Origin of the sequence: Arthrobacter sp. Leaf234 (assembly GCF_001422665.1) — a bacterium.
Classification (GTDB): domain Bacteria; phylum Actinomycetota; class Actinomycetes; order Actinomycetales; family Micrococcaceae; genus Arthrobacter_D.
Window position 1 is genome coordinate 156,806 of record NZ_LMLU01000007.1, and the last position, 18,537, is coordinate 175,342.

Annotated in this window: 20 protein-coding genes; 19 read left to right on the top strand and 1 reads right to left on the bottom strand. The window is 67.2% G+C overall.

Going from position 1 to position 18,537, the window contains the following annotated elements:
* Positions 1-147: 147 nt before the first annotated feature.
* The 7 genes from ASF21_RS13050 (at position 148) to ASF21_RS13080 (ending at position 7,682) form a co-directional block, all read left to right on the top strand.
* Positions 148-504 carry a hypothetical protein gene (locus tag ASF21_RS13050; RefSeq protein ID WP_055772020.1) on the top strand — a complete coding sequence of 119 codons (357 nt, stop codon included), beginning with the start codon at positions 148-150 and terminating at the stop codon, positions 502-504.
* Positions 504-1,835: a hypothetical protein gene (locus ASF21_RS13055; RefSeq protein ID WP_055772022.1), complete on the top strand. Its 1,332-nt coding sequence runs from the start codon at positions 504-506 to the stop codon at positions 1,833-1,835. The genes ASF21_RS13050 and ASF21_RS13055 overlap by 1 nt, the downstream gene beginning before the upstream one ends.
* Positions 1,836-1,846: 11 nt before the next feature.
* Positions 1,847-3,208, top strand: coding sequence for a hypothetical protein (locus tag ASF21_RS13060; protein ID WP_055772024.1), 1,362 nt, complete (start codon positions 1,847-1,849; stop codon positions 3,206-3,208).
* Positions 3,205-3,465, top strand: a complete 261-nt coding sequence (locus ASF21_RS13065; RefSeq protein ID WP_157365912.1) for a hypothetical protein — start codon at positions 3,205-3,207, stop codon at positions 3,463-3,465. Before ASF21_RS13060 ends, ASF21_RS13065 begins: the two co-directional genes overlap by 4 nt.
* 17 nt (positions 3,466-3,482) lie before the next feature.
* Positions 3,483-4,967 (top strand): phage terminase large subunit, encoded by a 1,485-nt coding sequence (gene terL / locus ASF21_RS13070; protein WP_055772030.1) that lies wholly within the window; start codon positions 3,483-3,485, stop codon positions 4,965-4,967.
* A gap of 42 nt (positions 4,968-5,009) precedes the next feature.
* Complete coding sequence (locus tag ASF21_RS13075; protein WP_055772035.1) at positions 5,010-6,554, top strand: hypothetical protein; 1,545 nt, start codon at positions 5,010-5,012, stop codon at positions 6,552-6,554.
* Between the two features lie 66 nt (positions 6,555-6,620).
* A complete protein-coding gene (locus ASF21_RS13080; protein ID WP_055772038.1) occupies positions 6,621-7,682 on the top strand; it encodes a phage minor head protein in 1,062 nt (353 codons plus the stop codon).
* Here the strand turns inward: ASF21_RS13080 and ASF21_RS16965 are convergent.
* Positions 7,668-7,823: a 3-oxoacyl-ACP reductase gene (locus ASF21_RS16965; RefSeq protein WP_157365913.1), complete on the bottom strand. Its 156-nt coding sequence runs from the start codon at positions 7,821-7,823 to the stop codon at positions 7,668-7,670. The genes ASF21_RS13080 and ASF21_RS16965 overlap by 15 nt on opposite strands.
* A 24-nt stretch (positions 7,824-7,847) precedes the next feature.
* On the opposite strand from ASF21_RS16965, the gene ASF21_RS13085 reads away from it, so the two are divergent.
* The 12 genes from ASF21_RS13085 (at position 7,848) to ASF21_RS13135 (ending at position 18,536) form a co-directional block, all read left to right on the top strand.
* A complete protein-coding gene (locus ASF21_RS13085) occupies positions 7,848-9,035 on the top strand; it encodes a hypothetical protein (RefSeq protein ID WP_055772040.1) in 1,188 nt (395 codons plus the stop codon).
* 11 nt (positions 9,036-9,046) lie between these two features.
* The gene (locus tag ASF21_RS13090) at positions 9,047-9,397 is read left to right on the top strand and encodes a DUF2190 family protein (RefSeq protein ID WP_055772043.1); all 351 of its coding nucleotides are present in this window, start codon (positions 9,047-9,049) and stop codon (positions 9,395-9,397) included.
* A 10-nt stretch (positions 9,398-9,407) separates the two neighbouring features.
* The gene (locus ASF21_RS13095) at positions 9,408-10,475 is read left to right on the top strand and encodes a hypothetical protein (protein ID WP_055772045.1); all 1,068 of its coding nucleotides are present in this window, start codon (positions 9,408-9,410) and stop codon (positions 10,473-10,475) included.
* A gap of 96 nt (positions 10,476-10,571) precedes the next feature.
* The gene (locus ASF21_RS13100) at positions 10,572-10,940 is read left to right on the top strand and encodes a hypothetical protein (RefSeq protein WP_055772048.1); all 369 of its coding nucleotides are present in this window, start codon (positions 10,572-10,574) and stop codon (positions 10,938-10,940) included.
* Positions 10,937-11,365, top strand: a complete 429-nt coding sequence (locus tag ASF21_RS13105; RefSeq protein WP_055772051.1) for a DUF6093 family protein — start codon at positions 10,937-10,939, stop codon at positions 11,363-11,365. The genes ASF21_RS13100 and ASF21_RS13105 overlap by 4 nt, the downstream gene beginning before the upstream one ends.
* A gap of 15 nt (positions 11,366-11,380) precedes the next feature.
* Complete coding sequence (locus tag ASF21_RS13110; protein WP_055772054.1) at positions 11,381-11,722, top strand: HK97-gp10 family putative phage morphogenesis protein; 342 nt, start codon at positions 11,381-11,383, stop codon at positions 11,720-11,722.
* Positions 11,715-12,140 (top strand): hypothetical protein, encoded by a 426-nt coding sequence (locus tag ASF21_RS13115; RefSeq protein ID WP_055772057.1) that lies wholly within the window; start codon positions 11,715-11,717, stop codon positions 12,138-12,140. The genes ASF21_RS13110 and ASF21_RS13115 overlap by 8 nt, the downstream gene beginning before the upstream one ends.
* 9 nt (positions 12,141-12,149) lie before the next feature.
* Positions 12,150-12,341, top strand: coding sequence for a hypothetical protein (locus ASF21_RS16970; RefSeq protein WP_157365914.1), 192 nt, complete (start codon positions 12,150-12,152; stop codon positions 12,339-12,341).
* Entirely contained in the window at positions 12,341-12,847 is a 507-nt protein-coding gene (locus ASF21_RS13120) for a hypothetical protein (protein WP_055772060.1), read from the top strand. The genes ASF21_RS16970 and ASF21_RS13120 overlap by 1 nt, the downstream gene beginning before the upstream one ends.
* 90 nt (positions 12,848-12,937) lie before the next feature.
* Positions 12,938-13,507, top strand: a complete 570-nt coding sequence (locus tag ASF21_RS13125; RefSeq protein WP_055772063.1) for a hypothetical protein — start codon at positions 12,938-12,940, stop codon at positions 13,505-13,507.
* A 350-nt stretch (positions 13,508-13,857) separates the two neighbouring features.
* Complete coding sequence (locus ASF21_RS13130; RefSeq protein ID WP_055772065.1) at positions 13,858-17,511, top strand: phage tail tape measure protein; 3,654 nt, start codon at positions 13,858-13,860, stop codon at positions 17,509-17,511.
* Complete coding sequence (locus tag ASF21_RS13135; RefSeq protein ID WP_055772068.1) at positions 17,511-18,536, top strand: hypothetical protein; 1,026 nt, start codon at positions 17,511-17,513, stop codon at positions 18,534-18,536. Before ASF21_RS13130 ends, ASF21_RS13135 begins: the two co-directional genes overlap by 1 nt.
* Position 18,537: the final 1 nt, after the last annotated feature.

Here is an 18,537-nt window from a genome sequence, read left to right on the forward strand (position 1 = left end):
CGAGATGACGGCTGGGAGTAACCGGGTCGGAACACGCCGAACATCGTGTAGAGCCACCGACGCCCATGAAGCAAAGGCTTGGGGCTGGCCGCTGGTCCTGCGCTCGACACCAGCACACTTCAAAACCCCGCCCGAGATGGAGCAGCCATGGCACTCGTAGCAGCTGGCCTGAACGTCGAGAAGAACGCCCTCGCCGCAGCCGCCACCCACATCGCACTCCACTCCGCCGACCCCGGGGCCACGGGCGCGAACCAGACCAGTGCTGGTCGGGTCGCCGCTGGCTGGCCTGCCTCCGCGAACGGGCTGATCGTCGTCGCGGGGAAGAACTTCACCGGCGGCGCCGGTAACGGGCCCGTCACCCACGTCGGACTCTGGGGCGGCGCGACCGGTGGCACGTTCTACGGGTCCTTCCCCATCCCCACCGGCAACGGCTCCACGAACGACGTCCAGTTCAACGCCGCCGGCGAGTACACGCTCACCAGCTTCGCCCTGCAGGGCGCCTGATGAACCACACCGAAGGCCTCCTCGCCGCGATCACCGCAGCCACGGACGCGTACCTCGAAGAGTCTCTTCAGGCGGCCCTCGCACCACTGCAGGCGGACATCACCCGCCTCAAGCAGCAGGTCCGCGACGAACAGGCCAACACCACCACCGTCACCGGGCAGCGCGACGACGCCGCACAGCAGCTCGTCGCCGCCCGCGCCGAACTAGACCAGGCGAAAGCCCGCATCCTCGAACTCACCAAGCCCACCCCGCCCCCGGCAGCCCCGGCCGCGCCCGTCCAGCCCACCGGGGTCCACTCGTCCGGGGTGCCGATCGTCCGCCTCCAGGACCTCGGCGTCACCCTCGACGGGGCAGGCCTCCGAGCCGCCCTCGCGAAAGACCAGGGTGGCCGGATCATCAGCGCCCCACCCGGGCTCGTCGCCGAAGCACGCGACTTCCCCTACGGCAACGGCGTTTTCTGGGTCCACAACGGTGTCGGTGGGCTCATCGGAACCCCTGGCGCCCCACTGGAACTCGGCATCGTCCCCGGTTCCTCCACGAAAGCCGCGCAAGTAGCAGCGCTCCCCGCGAACAGCACCAACCCGTTCTACATCCTCGTCGCCAATGACAGCGCCCGCGGTGACTTCGTGTTCAGCGACATCCACTGGCGCGAATCGAAAGCTGGGCACCTCCATGGTGGCGCCCAGATTCGCACCAACAAGGGACGGGCCGAGTCCGACCGGATCACCGGTGCCGGGTTCGCGCCCGGCGACAAGTGGTTCCCGCCCGGTGAAACGTTCGGTCTGAACTACTGGCGGTGCGCGTCCGTCGAAGCCACGGACATCGACCTCGCTGGCAACGGTGTCTGCTCGAGCCTGATCGGGTTCAACAACGTGGCGAGCACCCGCCTTATCCGCGCCACCCTCCGCGACTCCCCCTACGGGATGCCGACGTGGTGGCAGTGCGGCGACGTGTACACCGAGGACCTCGTGTCCATCGGTGGTCACGCGGGCATCAACCACGAACGGGTCGGCGGGAAGGTGCACCACGTGCGCCCCACGGTCCGCCCCGACCGGGCGAAGTACCGCAACGCCATGCACTTCACGTTCAACTCCGACCAGGACGCCTACAAGGGAACCCTGCTCATCGAGGACCCCATCCACAACGACGGGATCGACGCGGGCCGCATCATGGTCCACATCGACGACGTCTACAACGGGGTGCCGAACAAGATCACGCCAGCGTCGGTGACGATCCGCAAGGGCGGCCGGACACTCGTCGGGGTCGACACGTCGATCGGCGGGACGAAGCCGGCACCTGACCGGGACGGGAACTACCTCATCTACCGCTAGGGGCCGAGCCGATGGTGCGGATCGCCAACAGCTTCGAGGGCGGCGCCGCCGGCACGAACGTCACCACCGGCAACAGTGGCGGCGTCGCAGGTACTGCGTGCAGCATCGTGAACACCGGGTCCGGGAACTCGTTCGCGTACACGGGCACGAACCCCATCCACGGGGCCCGGTCCGCACTCGCCACCTACGGGACGACCGCCGGCGGGCAGTTGATCTGGAACCTCGCAGGCACGGTCGGGACCCGCCTGACCAGCCGGCACTACGCCCGGCTCGCGACAATGCCGACCGTGCAGGAACACTTCGGGTCGTTCTACAACACGGCGAACCAGTCAGTCGGAATCCCGATCATCACGGCTTCCGGGTTCTTCGGGGTGCAGAACGCGGTGGGCGCGAACATCGCCACATCGTCGACGACTGGACAGCAGGCCACCGCCGGCACTGTCTACCGCATCGAGCACGCGGCGACCGCGGGGACAACGACCAGCAACGGCCGTATCGAGGTCGCGTTCTTCGAGGGCGAGTCGACGACCCCGCTCTGGTCCTACGACTCCGGGCCGACGGTCAACGCAGGGACAACGGCGTTCGCGACGTACCGGCTCGGCCGGAACACCAACCTCGCCCAGACCCGGGCGATCACCCTCGACAGCTACGAAGGCACCGACGAGCTCACATCCGGGTTCATCGGCCCCGTGACCAGCACAACCCGGTCAGGATCGCTCACCGGTGCGACGCTCACGACGGGCACCATCCTGGGGCGGGCATCCCGCAAGGGACTAGCGACCGGCACCACGGCCACTGCAGGCCCTGCCGCCGGGGCCAGCGCAACCTCCGGCGCGGTGACCACTTCGACCCTGACGACAGGGACCGTCGCGGGTAAGGCAGCCCGATCCGCGGCCATGTCGACCAGCACGGCGTTAACCTCCGACACTAGGGGCAAGACCACGCGGGTCGGCTCAGTACCCGTCACGACACTGACCACGAGCACCGTGGAAGGCTCCGCGCCAACCCTCGACTCACGGTCGGGATCGGTCGAGGGCAGCACTACAACGACCTCCACGCTGTCAGGGGTACGCCGAACACGCGGGGCCACGCTCTCCACCACGACCATCGTGGGGTCCGCGCAGGGCAAACGCGGTACTGCCGCATCCATGGTCTTCAGCACCAGCTGTTCGGGCGCGATCGCCGGCCACTACGTGTCTCAGGGCAGCGCCACCCACGAAACCCTCACCCTGTTCACGGTCCGAGGCACCTCGAGCGCCCAACGCGACCTCGACATCACCATCACCGCAGGACCGCGCAGATACCAGGTCGAGCCCGGCGGCCGAGGCTATACGGTCCAGCCAGGACGACAACGATGGAAGGTGACAGCGTGACCGCCATCCACCGCGAAGCCACCGAGTTCCGGCCCATCAGAATCACCTCCCCCAACGGACTCGACGGCGTCACCGTAGAGACCGCACTCGTCCCCTACCCCGAACGAGCCACCAACTGGCAGGCAGCCCTCGTCCTCGACGGCGAACACGGGCACCTCATCACCGGCATGCCACCCGGGAAGTACACGCTCTGGGCGCGGATCACCGACAACCCGGAGGTCATCGTCGAGGACGTCGAAACCATCACCATCACCTGAGCAGGAGGGCGGCGGCCGTGACGGCTCCATGGCTGGAACGCGCCGCAGCACACTTCGAACCGAGGAAACCGAAGTGGGCGTCACCCGGCGCCATGGCGTTGGCGACGAACCCGAAAACGGTACAGACTCCGGCACTCGACCTCATCGACGCAGCGCTGGTCGAAGCGTTCAACACTCCCGACTCGCGGCTAATCGTCAGCATGGCTCCGCAGGAGGGCAAAAGCGTCCGGGTCGCCAACGACTTCCCTATTTGGGCGCTCACCCAGAACCCCGACCTCCGCATCGTCACCGCGTCCTACGCGCAGAACCTCGCCAACAGGAACGGGCGGGTCATCCGCAACCGGATCACCACCACCGACGACATCGACCTGCGCATCGCCTCCGACAACGGGGCCGTGCACGAGTGGACGCTTGACGGACACGAAGGCGGCGTCCTCAGCGTCGGCATCGGGGCCGGTGTTACCGGTCGTCCCGCGGACATGATGATCATCGACGACCCCATCAAGGACCGCAAAGAAGCCGACTCGAAGACCTACCGGGACAACGTGTGGGACTGGTGGACGGACGCCGCCTCGGCGCGTCTCGCGCCCGGCGCCCCCGTCATCGTCATCCTCACCCGCTGGCACCAAGACGACCTCGCAGGCCGCCTCCTCGAGCACGACAAAGAGGCAGGCTGGAAAGTCCTCAACATCCCCGCCCAGGCCGACCACAGGCCGGAGAAGGGCGAGACGGACCCGCTCGGCAGGAAGCCCGGCGAGTTCATGGTTAGCGCCCGCGGGAGGACGCTCAAGCAGTGGCTGCAGCGCAAAGCCACCGCCGGCGCCCGCACCTGGGCCAGCCTCTACCAGGGCAGACCCTCCCCCGACACGGGCGGCGTCTTCCCACAGGAATGGGCACGCTACTCCGAGAAGCTGTGGATCGAGCACCCTGACGGGCGCCGCACAGTCCCCGGTATCGGCCGCGACGATCACGAACTCATCCAGTCGTGGGACCTCGCGTTCAAGGACACCAAGAGCAGCGACTACGTGGTCGGTCAGGTGTGGCTGAGGGTCGGCATGGACGCTTACCTGCTGGACATGGTGCGGGAGCGCCTGAACTTCACCGCCACCTGCCAGGCCATCGAAGCCATGAGCGCGAAGTGGCCGCAGGCGGTCGCGAAGTTCGTCGAGGACAAAGCCAACGGGCCCGCTGTGATGAACGCCCTTGGGAAGACGGTGATGGGGCTCATCCCCATCGAGCCTGAAGGGTCGAAGTACGCTCGCGCCTCGGCGATCAGCCCGCTCACCGAGTCCGGCAACGTGCTCCTGCCAGTCTCCGAGATCCTCCCCAACGTGGACGAGCTCATCGAAGAGGCCCGGAACTTCCCGAACAGCGCCCACGACGACACGATCGACGCCCTGTCGCAGGCCATCAACCGGCTGCTCCTCATGCCCCTCGAAGCGGGCATGTTCGAACCTATCGAACCGTACGTCGAGGAATGGTCGGGCATCAGCCCGTACTGATCCCATACCCACCACCCGCACGCTCAAACGAATGGAGGCACCGTGGGTAAGTTCCTGCAGCGCATCGGCCTCCAAGAGGCAGCCCCCGCGACTGACGTCGTCCAGATCTCCGTCGGTCAGCTGCAGACACTGGAGTACCGGCTTGAGGAGTCCATGGCGCAGCTGCAGCTCGCGGCCGAGGACTCGGGCTGGTCGAAACTCAACGCTGACCTCGTCAACGAGTTCTCCCGAGACGGGCTCAAGCGCATCGCGACGAACGGCCGCCTCATGGCGATCGCGAACCCGCTGATCAAGCGGGCCCTCGGAATCCGGCACGCGTACGTGTGGGGCCAAGGCGTGCAAATCAGTGCCCGCGACGAGGCCGTCAACGAGGTTGTGCAGGCCTTCCTGGACCGTGAGGACACGAAGGCCACGTTCACCGGCGCCCAAGCACGCGAACGGCGCACGAAGGCGCAGGGCACGGACGGGAACGTCTTCCGCGCCCACTTCACCAATCCCCTCGACGGCACCGTCCGGGTCCGCACCCTGCCGTTCGACGAGATCACCGACATCGTCACCGCGCCCGGCGACAAGACCGAGCCTTGGTACTACCTGCGCGTCTGGCAGGAGACGACCCCGACGGAGACGTTCGGCGGGAGCGGCCTGACCCGTGAGCGGAAGGCCTACTACCCGGCCCTCACCTACCAGCCCCTCACGAAGCCGAGGAACCTCGGCGGCGTCGAGGTTCGGTGGGACGCACCCGTCCTCCACGAGAAGGTCAACGACCTCGAGGGCTGGCTGTGGGGCATCGGCGACACCTACGCCGCTCTCCCCTACGCCCGTGCTTACAAGGAGTTCATCGAGGACTGGGTCCTGCTGGTGAAGTCCCTGTCGAAGATCGCCTATCAGGCGGTCCCGAAGAAGGGCCTCGAGTCACAGAAGGTCCGGGCCGCCGTGCAATCGGGGCAGAACGCGCCAGCCGGCTCATGGGCGATGGGCTCCGAGGGCACGAAGCTCGAGGCCGTCCCGAAGACCGGGGCGACCATCGACTCCGACTCCGGACGCCCTGTTGCGGCGCTCGTCGCAGCGGCCATGGGCGTCAGCGTGATCGACCTCCTCGCCGACCCCGGGCAGGCCGGGAACCGGGCGACCGCGGTCACCATGGATCTCGTCAAGCGCCTCGAGATGCGCGGCCGGCAGGAACTGTGCGAGCAGACCGACCGCGCCACACTCGACTATGTGATCGAGCAGGCCATCATCGCGCCCCGCGGACCCCTCAAGGGCACAGTGGTGCGCGACGGCGACCGGCTCTACGCGACGCCAGCTGGGGACGACGAGAACACCATCGAGTTCGTGTGGCCGAAGCTCGACGAGGTCCCACTGGACATCATCATGAAGGCCATCGAGATTGCCGACGGAACCGGCACTGTCCCAAAGGTCGAGATCCTCAAGCTCATCCTCCACGCACTCGACGTGGACGACGCCGACGAGATCATCGAACGGGTCGCCGACGACGACGGAAACCTCATCGACCCGCTGGTCACCGCCGGCGACGACGCAACCCGCCGCTTCCGCGCAGGCCAAGACCCCAGCGAGGCGCTGCGGTGAGGGTGGTGCAGTTCGGGAAGCTCGGCCGTCTGGTCGAGGACGAGTACGACGTGTTGGAGGGTGACGATGAGTATCAACGCCCGCACACTCGCACTCCTCGGGGACCGGCGCGACGACCTCGTGACAACGCTGGACGCGCAGACGCTGGCGCTGACGAAGGCGTGGGTGGAAGCGTGGGACGTCCTCGCCCCTGAGTTTGATGCAGCCCTCACGGAGCTGCTGGCGGCGGCGAAGGACGGCAGGCTGACGGGCTCGCAGGTGGCGCGGAACATCCGACTCCGAAAGGCCCTGACCCTGGCGGCGGAACGGCTCGACGAACTCGCGCAGACCACCATGGTCACGGTGCAGGCCGACGTCGCACTGACCGCCCTAGCGGCGGCGCAGTCGCAGATCGAAGTGCTCCAGTCGCAGCTGCCGCCCGCGGGCCAGGTGGCAACCCTGCCGACGTTCACGCAGGTCTCCACCGCGGCCATGGACGCCATCGTGCTGCGCATCACTGGGCAGATCGAGTCAGCGGCCGACCCCCTTTCAGTCGACGCGCAGCTCGCCATGCGCCGCAACCTCGTCCGCGGCATCGCCGTAGGCGAGAACCCCCGCGTCACCGCACGCAGGATGATCCGCGAAACGGAAGGGCACTTCAACGGTGGGCTCACCCGGGCACTCACCATAGCGAGGACCGAAACACTCGACGCCCACCGATCCGGGGGCCGCGCCTCCGACATCGCGAACGCCGACGTCATGCGCGGCTGGGCATGGGGCGCCAACCTCGACGCGAAAACCTGCATCGCCTGCCTGTCCAAGCACGGCACCGAGTACCCACTCGAAGAAGAAGGCCCGAAGGGTCATCAGAACTGCCGGTGCGACCGGATCCCGGTTACCAAGTCGTGGAGGGACCTCGGCTTCGAAGGCATCGACGAACCACCGTCGCTCATGCAGAGCAGCGAGGAGTGGTTCGGGAACCTCACCGAACGGACGCAGCTGAGCATCATGGGCCCGTCCCGCCTCGAGCTGTACCGCTCAGGCGACGCGCAATGGGCGGACTTCGCCACCGTGAAGCAGAACGCGGGATGGCGGGACAGCGTCGCCGTCACCCCGGTGCGTGACCTGCGGGCGTCAGTCCTGGCGTGACGGCGTGTAACTGACCGCTCCGCAGTACCTGCACTGCTGCGTCATGCTCGCGCCCCGCGCCCTGAGCTGGATGCCGGAGAGCACGAACTCGTGGCCGGGGCATTCGCCCGGCCCACCCGTATTCGCATCATCCAGCCCCACCCGCACATCGTATAGGAGGCCCTCGTGGCTGTACTGATCACAGAGTCGGTCGACACCCTGACCGGCACGCTCGAGAAGACGGGCGCGAAGCGGTTCCGCATCAAGATCATCGACGAGGGCGTCGGATCGTCCGGCACCTACCCGGGCAAGACGCTGGAGCAGGCAGCGAAGGACAAGATCTTCGCCAAAGGCACCCACATGTACCTCGACCACCCCACCGCCCTCGAAACCATGGACCGGCCCGAGCGCACGGTCAAGGACCTTGCCGCCGTCCTCGACAACGACGCGGTCTACGAATCCGGCGCCCTCTACGCGGACATCCGCGCATACTCCGCGCACGCCGGCGTCATCGAGGAGATGAAGGACGACATCGGGGTCAGCATCCGGGCGTCCGCCGAGGTCGAGGAAGCATCCGGCACGCGCATCATCACCCGCCTGGTCGAGGCTCAATCCGTCGACTTCGTCACCCGCGCAGGCCGCGGCGGGAAGGTCATGGACGTCCTCGAATCGGCTCGAGTCACTCACTCCGCCATCTCCCACGGTGTCGCCGAGGCGACCGCGAACCAGACACGAGAGATGCTGTCCCGCGCCGTGAAGGACGCCCATGGCGGCGCCAACAGGTACACGTACGTCCGCGACTTCGACGAGACCAACGTCTGGTTCAACGCTTCCTCCGACTACGACGAGGGCTCGAAGATCTGGCAGCGCACCTACACGGTCAACGCGACCGCTGCGACGCTCACCGGCGACCCGGTCGAGGTCCGATCCGAGACCAGCTACGTGCCCGTCACCACTCCCACCGTGGAGTCCAAGAATTCCCCACCGATCCCGGCTGGGGTAACCGAAAGGAAGGAGCCCATCGTGGCTACAACCCAGATTGAGGAAGCCGAACTGGCGACCCTCAAGCAGGACGCCGGCCGGGTCACCGCGCTCGAGTCCGACAACGCCGACCTCCGCAAGTCGGTAGCAGAGGCCGTGATCGCCGAAGCGTTCGCAGGCCTCGAAGCACCCCGCACGAAGGCTCGCATCCTCGAGTCCTTCACCGCCACCGGCTCGACCATGACCACGGACGCCCTGCGCGCCGAGGCCACCGAGTCCGCCGCGGAGATCAAGGTCCTCCAGGGCGCCGGCAAGGTCGACGGCGTCGGCGACACCACCGCCGTCGACGAATCGAAGACCATCACCGACGACGACATCGTCAACGCGCTCTAAGGAGGCACACCATGGCAAAGAACCAGCGGTACACCAACGCCCTGCACATCAGCGTCCCCGTCCCCGCCGGGGTGAAGTCCGGCGAGCCCGTCAAGGTCGGCCAGATCTGCGGCGTCGCCCAGATCGACCGCGAGACCGACGGCAAGGCCACCCTGTGGCTCGACGGCTCCTACGACATCCCGGTCACCGGCGCGGTGGCCAACGTCGGCGACCCGGTCTACATCAAGACCGATCGCACCCTCACCGCCACGGCCACCGGCAACTACGTCTTCGGTGTCGCCCTCGGCACCAAGGGGACGGGCACCGGCCCACTCGAAGTAGCCCCGATCGGCTACACCACCCAGACCGCCGCTGGCGCGTAAGGAGACCACCATGGACACACTCGTCAACGAAGGGTTCCGCAAGGCACCCACCCACCAGGAGCGCGTCTTCGAAGCCGCCCGCCTGTTCAAGGCCGGCCGTTCCGGCTCCGACTACTTCCGGCAGGCCACCCTGCTCGAAGCGCTCTCCACCAGCGACTTCCCCGTCCTGCTCGGCCAGGCGTTCTCGAAGCAGGCCGTCACCTTCCAGAAGGACGCGGAGAAGGAGTTCGAGCCGCTCCTCGTCGACATCACCGTCGACGACTTCAACCGCCACAAGCTCGTCGACCTGTGGTCGGGCGACGCGTTCGAGACGGTGAAGCAGGGCGAGGAGTACAAGGGCGGCACCCTCGCCGAGACCGAGCTGGACCACGGCGCCGGGAAGCACGGCAAGTCGTACGGGCTGACCTGGGAGCTTCGGCGCAGCCGCGAGTTCTCCGCCCTCGCGAACTTCCCCCGCTTCCTCGGAAACGGCTCCGTCAAGGGCCAGAACAACGCCGTCGCGGACCTCCTCATCAAGAACAACGGCTGGAACACGGCCCTGTTCGGGGACGTGAAGACGGTCAAGTTCTCCCCCGAGGCCCTCGACGCCGCGATCAAGGAACTCGCCGTCCGCGAGAACCACCGCGGCGAGCTCGTCGACGTCTCCGACCTCGTCCTCGTGCACGGCCCCGCGCTGCGCACCGAGGTCAACCGGGTCCTTCTCGCCGCCGAGATCGAACTCGCGGTCACCGAAGGCAACAAGGTCACCAAGACGCGCCAGACGAACCCGTTCCGGAACGTCGTCACGCCCCTCGAGTCCCGCACCGTCGGTCAGCGCCTCGGCTCCGGCCAGAACACGGCGTGGGCCATCGTGCAGGGCAAGTCCTCGGACCTGCCCTCGATCATCCGCACACTCCTCTCGGGTGAGGAGACGGTCGACATCCGGGTCAAGCGCGACCAGGGTGCGTCAGTCGGCGGCGGCGACCTGCCCGTCGAGGCGGGTTCGTTCAACGACGACACCATCTGGTTCCGCGGGCGCGACGTCTACGGCATCGACAAGGGCTTCACCCCCGGCGTCTGGGCGTCCGCCGGCGCCTAGCACCACCCGCCCCCGGTGGGATGACCGCGACTGACTCGTGGCATCAATCCCAGTACGCGCCCACCGGGGGTACCCCAACACTTCCTAGGAGGCACCATGGCGATCTACTACGACCAGCCGATCGGCAAGGTACGCCTCCTCATCGCGGACCTCGACGAGTCCGCGCCCATCCTCACCGACGAGCACATCACCGGGTACCTCGACCTCAACGACAGCAGCGTGCACCGGGCCGCAGCGGACGCCCTCGACGCGATCGCGACGACCGAGTCGCTCCTGTCGAAAGCGATCCGCACCCAGGACCTCGCGACGGACGGCCCGAAGGTCGCCACGGACCTGCGGAAGCGTGCCGCGCAGCTGCGGGCGAAGGCCGACGCGGACGACGCTGCCGCGAAGGATGAGCCGTTCTTCGAAATCGTGCCGTTCGCCTCGTCCTTCCGGCCTGAGGGTGCGGAGTACCGCTGGTGAGCCCGCTCCCCGGCTACCAGGTGATGCCGCCCGGGTGGGCGGCACGGCACCGGCCCGTAGCGGCGGCGACCATGCAGTCCCCCGCCGTGTTCCGGAGGATCAGCGGCGGACCCGCCCCATACCCCGCCCCCAAGGGCTGGGACGGCAGCGAGGACATCTGGGGCACCGAAAAGACCCCGGTCCTCGTCAGGGTCCAGCAGCTCAACCGCGAAGGCACCACCAGCGCGGGCGAGCAGCCGACCAGCATCCACCAGTACCTCGTCACAGCGCCCGTCGACGGGCCGCCCATCCGCTCTGGTGAGCAAGGCGACGTCATCGACGTCGAAGGCCGATGCCTCAGCATCATCAACGAAGCGTTCGGCACCTACCTGTGGGAACGCGACTTCACCTGCGTCGACAACCTCACCCAGCAGAACCCCGACTAGAAGGACGGTGAGCGCGTGGACGGTAGCGAGATCTGGAAGCTGTCCGCCGACATCGCACGGGCCGCAGCGCAAGCCGCGCCCAGGGCCCGACTCGTCGTCGCGAAAACCGCCCGCGACATCGAAGCCGACGCGAAGCAACTCGCGCCAGTCGACACCGGGAACCTGCAAGGATCCATCGGCTCCGACATCAACGGACTCGAAGCGACCATCGGGCCCACCGCGTCCTACGGCATCTACCTCGAACTCGGCACTACCCGCATGGCCGCGCAGCCCTTCATGGGCCCCGCGGCGGACCGACGGCAAGGCCCCTTCGGGGACGCCATGGCGCGACTAGGCGAAGGGCTCCTCGGTGGCTGACCCGATCCTCCTGAAAGACGCAATCCTCGCAGCGCTCCGTGGCATCGCCGGGATCAGCGGACGCGTGTACGACGGCGGCGTCACCGGGCCCATCCCCACCGACAAAGCCGGCTTCGTCCTCCCCTACGTCGTCCTCTTCGCAGGCATCGGCGACAACCCACGCGAGACCACCGCCGAAGGTAAGACCCCCACCGGCGCACTGGTCTTCGACTTCCAGACCACCTGCGTAGGACCCGGCACCGCCCAGACCGCCGGGGTCGCAGGTGACGTACGGAAGATCCTCCTGAACCTCACCGTCGCCAAGGGCACCGTCAGGAAGAACCCCGACGGCTTCGACCAGCCCACCCCCATCCGCGGCGAAGAACTCACCCCAGTCCGGTACATGCTGCCCCTCCAATGGCGGCTCATCACCAACTAGGAGCAACCCATGGCAGAAGACGGCTTCGTCACCGCGAGACCCCCAGGCGGCGGCAAGAAACGCCGCGTCCCCCTCCACTACCTGGAGGAACCGTTCAACTACAAACTTCCCCCGAAAACACGGGGAAGGGCCACTCCGGCCAGCACCACAACCACCGTCACCGAACCGGCCCGGCCGGAGAACACAGAGGAGGTTAGCTGATGAAGGTAGCAGCTGACGGACGCAAGAAATTCACCCTACTGACCGAAGCCCCCGCGGCCCGGATCCCCACCGCCGCCGAGCTCAACGCCGGACAGGACATTTCCTGCTCCGTCCTCGACTCCGACGCGAACTTCACGAACACGGCCTCCGACCGGTTCAACGAGAAGGCCGCCTGCCAGATGGGCAACAGTCAGGCACTCGGCGCCGCGAACTACGACACGGCGCTCACGTTCCTCCGCGAGTACCTCGAGGCCGGCGGCGCGGATAAGACCGGGGACGACCTCGGCTACCAGGCCGTCCGCACCCGCGGCACGACCGTGTGGATCTACCTCCGCGAGTCCGACAAGGCCTCCACCGAGGACTGGGCCAGCGGCGACGAGATCCACCTCGGCGGCGAGCTCGTGTCCGACGCCCCGATGCGGGTGAACAACGACGGCAACATCAAGCGCCGCATCGAGTTCCTCGCGCAGAACATGGTCACCGAAGTCCCCGTCGCCGGGGTCTGACCAGCACGACCGGCGGGCGCGTGTGTCTCAGCCTCCACGCGCCCGCTGCACCACCCCTGAGGCTGCCCCGACCTATGGAGGCTGAACCCCATGACCAAGACCACCCCCGAAGAGTTCGACTTCGCTGACTGGTTCGCCGACGCGAACCTCCCCGAGCAGTCCGCCGACATCTTCACGAACGCGGCGCTTCTCGGCGAGATGGCCGACCTGCAGCGCCGCATCGACGTAGAGGTCCGCGTCCAGGACGCCGAGAAGACCGCCGCGTCGCCCACGAAGGACAGCCTCGAGGACCAGTGGGTGAACCTCGCGAAGCAGTTCGAAGCATCGAAGATCACCGTGTACGTGCGTGCCCTCAGCGGAACGGAGCGGAAGTACATCCGAGAAGCCCACGACCAGGCGATGAACGATGGCACCGAAGAGAACAGCGGGTTCATTTTCCGCGTCCTCGCCATGTCCATCGTCGGCATGAAAAAGTCCGGCGGCGAACGGAAAACCGTGGATTTATCCGTCGAGCAGGTCGAGCAGCTGTACAAGAAGATCGGCGACGCTCAGCTCGGCGCAATCCACGACGCGCAGCTCACCGCCACCAACGGGATCCCCACCCTGGACGCCGATTTTTTGCGCAAGCTCTCTGGACCCGCCGCTGGCCCGGAGTCGTAGCCGCGCTCAAGACCGCGGCTCGCTACACGCGGGCCCCGTCCGAGTACCTCGGGTACCGCGACGAGACGAAGGACCGGCTCCTCGAGTACGCGTACACCCTCTACGAGGACGGCCTCTGCGACTGCGGGTGGCCCCGCCACATCTGTCAGAACCCCGACAACGACGGCTGGTTCGACGCGAAGCGGAGGACCTGCCAGAGCAAAGCGGCCGTCGACCGGATCACCGGGGTCAAGGGCTACGAGCCGTCCCCCGGCGAGCTCCTCTACACGGAGTACACCCGCCCCGACGACAAGCCACTCAAGCCGATGCCCGTCGACGCGTGACCTGACAACTACATACCTGGAGGCACCATGGCCGAGCGTTCCGTCGTCGTCCGGCTGGCCGCCAGTGTCGGGGCATACGTGTCCGCGATGGGCCAGGCGAAGAAGGCCACGGACGACGTGGCCTCGTCTACGGAGAAAACCGGACAGAAGTCGAAGCAGGCCTCAAAGGAAGCCGCCGCTGCGGCAGCAGCAACAGCGGCGGCGCTCGGCAAAGAAGCGCAGGCAGCGCAGGACGCCGCCAAAGCCCACGACTTGCACTACAACTCAGCGGGCAAACTGGTCGACTCGAACAACAAGTTCGTCTCGTCGTCCCGGGCCGCCGAGACCGGGCTGTCAACCTACTCGAAGGCAGTAAAGGACGCAGCAGTAGCATCGGACGCTGCTGCAGCCGTAGCTGCTCGAGCAGGCGGGCCCATCAAGCAACTCGGCCGCACTCTCGACGAGGTCGCGAAGTCCGCGAAGGACAACCGGGCCGCATGGGATCAGGCCGGTGGCTCCCTCACCGCGTTTGGTGCTGTAGCAGTCGGGGCCCTGGGCTTCGCCGCCAAGGCCGCCATGGACTGGGAATCCTCCTGGGCTGGTGTCACCAAGACCATCGATGGCACGCCCGAGCAGATGGCAGAACTCGAAACCGGGATCCGCGGTCTCGCGAAGTCGCTCCCCCTCGCGCACATGGAGATCGCCGCCGTCGCTGAGGCAGCCGGGCAGCTTGGCGTCGCCCGTGAGGACGTCCTCGGATTCACGAAGACCATGATCGACCTCGGCGAGTCCACAAACCTCACCGCTGACGAAGCCGCAACGCAGATCGCCCAAATCTCGAACGTCATGGGCACCATGGGCCGCGAAGGGGCCGAAGGTGTGTCCCGTTTCGGCGCGACCCTCGTCGAACTCGGCAACAACGGCGCCTCCACGGAAGCAGACATCCTGTCCATGGCCCAGCGGATCGCCGGTGCAATGGCGACCGTAGGCGGGTCCGAAGTCGAAGTCCTCGCCCTGTCCAATGCCCTCGCGTCCATGGGCATTCGGGCCGAGCTGGGCGGTGGCGTCGCGACCCGCGTCCTCCTGGGCATGTACTCCTCCATCAAGGAGGGCGGCCCGAAGCTCGAGGCGTTCGCGAAGACCGCCGGCACCAGTGCGGCGGAGTTCGCGGCAGCGTTCGAACGGTCCCCGGTGCAGGCGCTGTCCATGGTCGCGCAGGGCCTCGGACGAGTGAAGGACGAAGGCGGCAACGTCGTCGCTTCGCTCGCCGACATGGGCATCAAGGGCACCGAGAGCACGCAGGTCATGCTCGCCCTCGCAAACTCGGGCACCCTCCTCGCCGACGGCCTCGCTCAGGGCAACCAGGCATGGTCGGAGAACACGGCACTCCTAGAGGAAGCGAACAAGCGGTACGCGACCACCGAGTCGCAGGTCCGGATCGCCTGGAACGGGATCAAGGACGCCGCGATCGACGCCGGCGCCGTGGTCCTCCCTGTCATCCAGGAGGTCTCCGAGTCGGTCGCGGACATGGCGGAGATGTGGGGGAACCTGCCCGCGCCGGTGCAGGGCGCCATCTCAGGGCTTGCTGGCGTCGTCGGCGTCGCCGCCCTCGCCGCTGGCGGGCTCCTGCTTGTCGTGCCGCGGGCGCTGGACACAGTGGACGCCTTCAAGAAGCTCTCCTCCAGCGCGCCCGGTGCTGCCACCGGCCTGTCGAAGGTTGGCAGGGCCGCTGGCGCGGCAGGCGCCCTCGCGGGCGTGACGGTCGTCCTCGCGAAGATCGCCGAAGCGAACTACATGAGCAAGATCGACACCGGTATGGGCCGGGTCGCGCTCGCCCTCACGAAGGTCGCCAACGAGAGCCCGGGTGCCTCCGCGGCCCTTGACGACCTGTTCAAGAACCGCGACGGCGACGCTCTCACCGAGAACATCACAAACCTCGAATCCGCCATCGAGCGGACCTTCAACCCGAACGCCGAGCAGCGCTTCAACGACTGGGCCCAGCCCATTGTGACCGCGGTGACAGGGGTGGAAGGGTCCGTGGCGATCCTCGAGGACTCGTGGAAGCGCGTCGACGCCGGACTGTCCGACCTCGTCAGTTCGGGCGACATCGACGGTGCAGCTGCGACGTTCAAGCGCCTCGAGGAGCAGATGCTCGCTCAGGGTGCGACGACGGAGGAAGTCTCCGCACTGTTCCCGCAGTACGCCGACGCCCTCGCAGGCGTCGCTGTCGAACAGGAGAACGCAGCTGGCGGCGCCCAGGGCACAGCTGATGCCCTCGGGCTCGCTGGTGCCGCTGCAGAGCAGGCAGCTGCGGCTTCAGACGAAATGATCGAAGCACTCGCCGAGATCGGGTTGTCCGCTGAGGGCGCGATCATCGACCTGCAGAAGTTCACGGACATGCTGTTCTCGATGGGCCTCGCAACGATGTCCAGCCGAGACGCAGCGTTCGGCTGGCAGGAGACCCTCCGCGGGATGGGTCAGGCAGTCGCCGACGTCGTGAACTCGCAGGGCGAACTCGGGTCGATCCTGAACGCGACGGGCACGGACTTCAACACCATGTCCGAGGCTGGGAAGAACGCCAACGGTGTCCTGCAAGGGATCGTGTCCGACGGACTCAAGGTCGCGGAGACGTTCTCCGGCGACCTCTCCAAGTCGACTGCGGACGTCAACCAGCAGCTCATCGCGACCTATGACGCCGGCGTGCAAAGCGCCATGGGTCTCGGCCTCGGCAAGGACCAGGCGATCGCGTTGACCCGCGAGCTGATGGGCATCCCCCCGGGCGTGGCTATCGAAACGTGGATGTCGGAAGCCGCTGAGATGCGGGCCGACACCACGGGCGAGGCCATCGGGGAGATCCCCAACAGCGTGTACGTCGAATCGGCTATGAACACGGCCGCGTTCGAAACCGCGGGCATGACGAAGAAGGCCGCCGACGACATCCCGAACAGGGAGACCATCGACTCGTGGATGTCCGATGCGGCGTTCCAGGAGGCTCTGCGCACGCGTGCGGCGTCCCTCGGGATCCCAGAGTCCGAAGCGATCGATAGTTTCATGTCGTCGGCCGCCCGCAACGAGGCCGACAACACGACGTCTCAGATCCTCAAGATCCCAGCCGGCGCGTCAGTCACGTCGTTCATGGACTCCTACGCCCGCGACATGGCGAACCAGACCAGCGCGGCGATCGCGGCGATCCCCTCCTACAAAGAGTCGAAGATCGTCGTTGTCACCGAGCGGAACGAGCGCGTCGGTGTCGGGCAAGTCGGCAGGAACGCGGACGGCGGGCGAATCCCCCGCCACGCCATCGGCGGACGCCTTCCCACCACGGGGCCGGGTACGGACATCACCGATGGGATCCTCGGCATCAACTCGAAGACCGGGGCGCCCATGTCCTGGCTCGACGGCGGTGAGCAGATCACCAGTGCACGGATGACCGAGAAGCACAGCGACTTGCTGTGGGCCATCCACCGCGACGACCCGCGCCTATCCTCCCTCCCCGCGTTCGCGTCAGGCGGGCGCGCAGGCGGCCGTGAGTACGCGACCACCGGCTACGGGGCAGCAGCCGCGTCCACACCGTCCGTGCAGCACGTCTGGCAGATCAGCGCGGAGCCCGGCCTCGCACACGAGTACGCCAGCAGCATCGCCCGGCAGGGCGAACAACAATCCCGCGACATGGCGGCGGCCTACGGAAACAGGAGGAACTGATGCCCAATCTCCTGCTCGGCATGTCCGCACCCAGCCCCAGCACTCCCGCCGACAGCGCAGACCTCAACGGGATGCGGATGCGGTGGGAGGGCTGGGACGGGTCAATCTGGGACGTGTGCGACCGCCGGTCCGGCGTGTTCCTCCTCTCCGGGCTGCGCGGCCTCGGACAGCCCACAGGGGTCAGGTTCCGCAACAGCCCGCCCGGCTTCCACGGATCACAGCACAGGGGCACCCGCTGGAACGAGCGGGAAGTGTTCTGGCCGGTGAAGACCTGGCACGAGGGCAAGGGCACCCAATTCATCGAACGGGACCGGGCGTTCTTCGACACGATGGATCCAGAGCGAGTCGGGCGCTGGGTTGTCGTCCAGCCGGACGGCGGCGAGGAACGCCACCTCGAGCTCCGCTACGACCCGGAGAAGTCCGTCGACGACGGCGTGGAGACCATCCCCTCGCTACAGGGCTGGGCACGGTACGCCCTGTACCTGATGGCGGACCAGCCGTTCTGGGTGGGCAAACCGTCGGTCAAGTCGTTCGACCCGCCCCGCCCGGAGGACCCGTTCTTCGATCCGAACGGGCCCGGCCTGTTCAACATCGGGCAGGGCTTCACGACGGCGAACGCGTCGATCGACAACCTCGGCGACGTCGAGTCCTACGGCCGCTGGTACGTCGACGGTGAGACCGCCGCCGGCGCGTGGGTCGGTGTGGGGTCGAGGACCATTGCAATTCCCTTCGCCGTTCCGGCCGGCCACTGCCTGGTCATCGAGTCGGACCCGACGAAGATCGGAGCCGTCCTCTACCAGCTCAGCCCAGCCCAGGCAGCCCTCAGCCCGGCGGACCGGATGAAACCCTCGGAGCGCGTGTTCGGCGTCGACCTCATCAACCCGGTCAACAGGTCCAAGCAGCTGGGTGCTTCCCCAGACTTCGCGCCGGTCGCAGTCGGGCGCCGCGTGAAGCTCGCCGTGAACTTCGAAGGGAACGGCGTGGTCGAACTGAACTTGCCGTCCCTCTACAAGCGAGCGTGGTGAA

What these genes read in the sequence shown, in the direction of transcription:
- ASF21_RS13050 (WP_055772020.1), top strand. Translation starts at nt 148, where the DNA reads ATGGCACTCGTAGCAGCTGGCCTGAACGTCGAGAAGAACGCCCTCGCC.
- ASF21_RS13055 (WP_055772022.1), top strand. Translation starts at nt 504, where the DNA reads ATGAACCACACCGAAGGCCTCCTCGCCGCGATCACCGCAGCCACGGAC.
- ASF21_RS13060 (WP_055772024.1), top strand. Translation starts at nt 1,847, where the DNA reads ATGGTGCGGATCGCCAACAGCTTCGAGGGCGGCGCCGCCGGCACGAAC.
- ASF21_RS13080 (WP_055772038.1), top strand. Translation starts at nt 6,621, where the DNA reads ATGAGTATCAACGCCCGCACACTCGCACTCCTCGGGGACCGGCGCGAC.
- ASF21_RS13090 (WP_055772043.1), top strand. Translation starts at nt 9,047, where the DNA reads ATGGCAAAGAACCAGCGGTACACCAACGCCCTGCACATCAGCGTCCCC.
- ASF21_RS13095 (WP_055772045.1), top strand. Translation starts at nt 9,408, where the DNA reads ATGGACACACTCGTCAACGAAGGGTTCCGCAAGGCACCCACCCACCAG.
- ASF21_RS13100 (WP_055772048.1), top strand. Translation starts at nt 10,572, where the DNA reads ATGGCGATCTACTACGACCAGCCGATCGGCAAGGTACGCCTCCTCATC.
- ASF21_RS16970 (WP_157365914.1), top strand. Translation starts at nt 12,150, where the DNA reads ATGGCAGAAGACGGCTTCGTCACCGCGAGACCCCCAGGCGGCGGCAAG.
- ASF21_RS13120 (WP_055772060.1), top strand. Translation starts at nt 12,341, where the DNA reads ATGAAGGTAGCAGCTGACGGACGCAAGAAATTCACCCTACTGACCGAA.
- ASF21_RS13125 (WP_055772063.1), top strand. Translation starts at nt 12,938, where the DNA reads ATGACCAAGACCACCCCCGAAGAGTTCGACTTCGCTGACTGGTTCGCC.
- ASF21_RS13130 (WP_055772065.1), top strand. Translation starts at nt 13,858, where the DNA reads ATGGCCGAGCGTTCCGTCGTCGTCCGGCTGGCCGCCAGTGTCGGGGCA.
- ASF21_RS13135 (WP_055772068.1), top strand. Translation starts at nt 17,511, where the DNA reads ATGCCCAATCTCCTGCTCGGCATGTCCGCACCCAGCCCCAGCACTCCC.